The sequence below is a fragment of the Corallococcus sp. CA053C genome (assembly GCF_003611675.1).
Taxonomy (GTDB): domain Bacteria; phylum Myxococcota; class Myxococcia; order Myxococcales; family Myxococcaceae; genus Corallococcus.
In genome coordinates this window covers 1-3578 of the sequence record NZ_RAWA01000634.1, presented here as the reverse complement: position 1 = coordinate 3578, position 3578 = coordinate 1, and the positions used below count along the sequence as shown (strand labels likewise).

General features: G+C 73.0%; 3 protein-coding genes and 1 pseudogene. 1 reads left to right on the top strand and 3 read right to left on the bottom strand.

The window, feature by feature from the left end:
• Positions 1-125, bottom strand: a pseudogene (locus tag D7V97_RS41295) (metalloenzyme); the annotation flags it as partial.
• Between the two features lie 32 nt (positions 126-157).
• Between D7V97_RS41295 and D7V97_RS41290 the strand changes: the two are divergent.
• Positions 158-1243 carry a DUF4388 domain-containing protein gene (locus tag D7V97_RS41290; protein ID WP_120616029.1) on the top strand — a complete coding sequence of 362 codons (1086 nt, stop codon included), beginning with the start codon at positions 158-160 and terminating at the stop codon, positions 1241-1243.
• Between the two features lie 39 nt (positions 1244-1282).
• Here D7V97_RS41290 and D7V97_RS41285 read toward each other — a convergent pair whose 3' ends face one another.
• Both D7V97_RS41285 and D7V97_RS41280 read right to left on the bottom strand, forming a co-directional pair.
• Positions 1283-2431 carry an ATP/GTP-binding protein gene (locus tag D7V97_RS41285; protein ID WP_120616028.1) on the bottom strand — a complete coding sequence of 383 codons (1149 nt, stop codon included), beginning with the start codon at positions 2429-2431 and terminating at the stop codon, positions 1283-1285.
• Positions 2428-3578, bottom strand: a 1151-nt coding sequence (locus D7V97_RS41280) for an anhydro-N-acetylmuramic acid kinase (RefSeq protein WP_233583568.1), incomplete at its 5' end; no start/stop codon positions are given. The genes D7V97_RS41280 and D7V97_RS41285, both read right to left, overlap by 4 nt.

Genomic DNA, 3578 nt, shown 5'->3' with positions numbered 1-3578 from the left:
GGGAGGAGGGGGGCGGGGGCGTCCTGGAACCAGGACAGCAGGTGGTCGCGGTCCGCGAGCGGGTTCACGGCCGGGTCCTTCCGTCCGATGCCCACCCCGTCGATGAACAGGACCGCGACGCGCACGGCGGGGAACTGTATCCTCGAATCCGACACGCATGGCCATCCACGGCGACCTCTTCAGCTACCCGCTCCCCGAATTCCTCCAATGGCTGGACAGCTCCCGCAAGACGGGGACGTTGCAGCTCTCGTGGGAAGCAGGCGAGCGCAAGTTGTTCCTCCTGTCCGGCCAGGTGGGCGCCACCGCGAGCGATGGCCTGCGCGGCCGCGTGGCCCGGCTCCTGTCCCTGCCGAAGCTGGCTGCGGGGCAGCGCGTGCTGGCGGCGTTCGACGAGCTGGCGCGCACGCCGGACGTGGACGCGGCCTTCGACGCGCACGGGGTGCAGGCGCGGTGGGTGCGCGACCTGGGCCGCGAGGAGCTGTTCGCGGCGATGACGGACCTGACCATCGCGGGCCGGGGCACGTTCCACTGGACGGAGGACGCGGACCGCACCGGTGAGGACTGGGTGCCGTCCGACATGAGCATTCGCGAGCTGCTCTTCGAATCCCTGCGCTGGGTGGACGAGCAGGGGGACGTGGACAAGGCGCTGCCCATCGACGCGTTGAGCGTGCGCGCGCTGTCGCCGCCCAGCCCGAGCCAGCCGTTGATGCACCGGATCATCCTGGGCCTGACGACGACGCCGCAGAACCTGGGCCGGCTGCGGCTGTCCATGGGCGTGTCGCGCTCGTCGGTGACGCGCCGGGTGCATGAGCTGTTGCGCGCGAAGCTGGTGGAGGTGGACGGCGCGCCGCAGGTGGAAGCGGATCCGGTGGCGGAGATGCTGGAGAAGGGCGCGGTGCTGATGCGCGAGGGCCAGTACGACGCGGCCGGCATCGTGTGCGCGTCACTGCTGGCCAGCGACCCCGCGGACCGGCGCGTGCGTGAGTTCGCGCGCCTGGTGCAGCGCGAGCACGTGGCCGCGCTCTACGCGGACCTGCCGCCGCTGGTGGTGCCGCAGATGGTCCAGGCGCCCCAGGCGATGGTGATGCTCAAGCCGGAGGAGCGGCAGATCGCCGGGCTGATCAGCGGAACGTGGGACGTGTCCACGCTGGTGCTGGCGAGCCCCGCGCGCGAGCTGGAGACGCTCAAGACGCTCGCGAAGCTGCACCGCATGGGGTTGTTGCAGCTCATGCTCCCGCGCTGACGGTCGGCCCGGGCCCGAGGCGCCCGGGCCCGCGCCGAATCACCCGGCGGTCGGAAGCCCTACGGCATTGAGCCGCACGAAGACCTGCATCAGGACGTAGAGCGAGAAGGCCGCGTCGTCCACGCGCAGGTGCGACTGGGTGGACAGCCCCTGCAACCGCAGCAGGTCCGCGCCGTCCACGTGGAGCAGGAAGGCCTGCTGGGCCAGGGTGCCGTCGCCCGCGAAGGCCATGGCGCGCCGGACGGCGTCGGTGCAGGCGGTGACGCAGGTGGTGTAGTCCCCGGCGGTGAAGGCGGCCTCCGCGGCCCGGGCATGGTCGAAGAGGTCCCCCGGCGCCAGCGCGCTCGTGGGCCCGAGGACGCCGGTGCCCGCGTTCGCCACGGTGACGGGCGTGGGCTCCACGCGCGGCGGGGCCGGGGTCGTCAGGGTGCGCGGCACGGGCGTGGGCGACAGGCCGGACGCGGAGAGGGTCGCGGTGTTGGCGATCGCGGACACCGGCGCGGACGGCGGCTGACGCTGGTGCAGGTGCTGTGCGAGCTGCGCCTCCAGGCCCGCTGGGGCGCCGCCGGGCGTCGTCGGCGAGGGGCGGGGCGGGGGGACGATTCGCTTGGCGCGCAGGTCCTTGATGACCAGCCGGGTGATGGTCTTCAGCGTGTCCAGCACGCCGCGGCCGTTGGTGGCGGCGGTCTCGAAGTCGGGGACGCCGCGCGGGTTGAGCTCCCGGCGCAGCTCCTCCACCGACAGGGTGCCCTCCAGGTCGCGCTTGTTCCACTGCATCACCAGTGGGAAGCGATCCAACCGGATGCCGTTCTCCAGGAGGTTCTCCTCCAGGTTGGCCAGGGACTCGCGGTTGGCGTCCATGGCCTCGGCCTGCGAGTCCGCCACGAAGACGACACCGTCGGCGCCCTGGAGCACCAGCTTGCGGGTCGCGTTGTAGAAGACCTGCCCGGGCACGGTGTAGAGGGCGAGCCGCACGGAGCAGTCGCCCACGCGCTCCACCTTCACCGGCAGGAAGTCGAAGAAGAGCGTCCGGTCGCCCTCGGTGGCGATGGACATCATCTCGCCGCGGTGGGCCGGGCGAACGGTCTCGTAGACCTTTCGCAGGGTCGTCGTCTTCCCAGACAGGCCCGGGCCGTAGAAGACGATCTTCGCGGCCACTTCGCGGGCCATCAGGTTCACGCTGCTCACGGTGTCAGCTTACCTAGAACGACTCGGCGTCTTGCGCCAGTTGCGGGGCAAACATTCGCGGGCGTTCCGGCCCGGTGCTCGGCCGCGAGCAGGGCGAAGAGGGCTGCCTCCTTGGCCTCCTCCGGGAAGCCCAGCACGTCCAGCCGCTCCAGCGGCACCGGGGCCAGCCGCGCCCGCAGGTCCGCCATCAGCACCGGGTTCCGCGTCCCTCCGCCCGAGGCGTACACGGCCTCCAGGTGGGGGAAGCGGGGCCGCACCCACGTCTCGAAGGCGCGCGCGGTGGCCTCCACGGTGAAGGCCCTCGCGGTGGCCATCAAGTCATAGGGCTGCTCCGGCGCGGCCGCCCACAGCCGGTCCACCAGCGCCTCGCCGAAGCCCTCGCGGCCCGCGCTGCGCGGAGGGGGGCGGGCGAGGAACGGGTGGGTGAGCAGCTCCGCGAGGAGCGCCGGCAGCACCCGGCCCCGGGACGACAGGCTCCCGTCCCGGTCACACCCGAGCTGTCCGCCCGTCACCCTGCGCGCCAGCGCGTCCAGGACCATGTTCGCCGGCCCGGTGTCGAACGCGAGCGTGTCCTCCAGGCGCTCGCCCACCACGCTCACGTTGGCGATGCCGCCCAGGTTGAGGAACGCGCGGGTGACGTCCGGCCGCGCGCGGTTCCGGAAGACGGCCCAGTCCAGGTAGGGCACGAGCGGCGCGCCCTGGCCGCCCACCGCCATGTCGCGGGTGCGGAAGTCGCTGACGACGGGCAGGCCCGTGCGCTCGGCGATGACGGCGGCCTCGCCAATCTGGAGCGTGGAGGGGGTGGGGGACAGGTCCGACGGCAGGTGGGCCATCGTCTGGCCGTGGGAGCCGACGACGTGCACCGCGCCGGGGTCCACCCCCGCCTTGGCCATCACGGCGAGGACGGCTTCGGCGAACTGTTCGCCCAGCTCGAAGCCGAGCGCGCACAGGCTCCGGGCGTCCTGGGGACCCAGCACCCGCGCGACCAGGTCCGGCGTGAAGGGGCGGGAGACGTGGGCCAGGAGTTCGAGCGTCACGTCCGCGCCCGTGCCCCCCACGCGGCACAGCGCCGCGTCCGCCGCGTCCACGCTGGTGCCGGACAGCACGCCCACGCACAGCCGGGGCGGCAGGGAGGGGGACGTTGGTG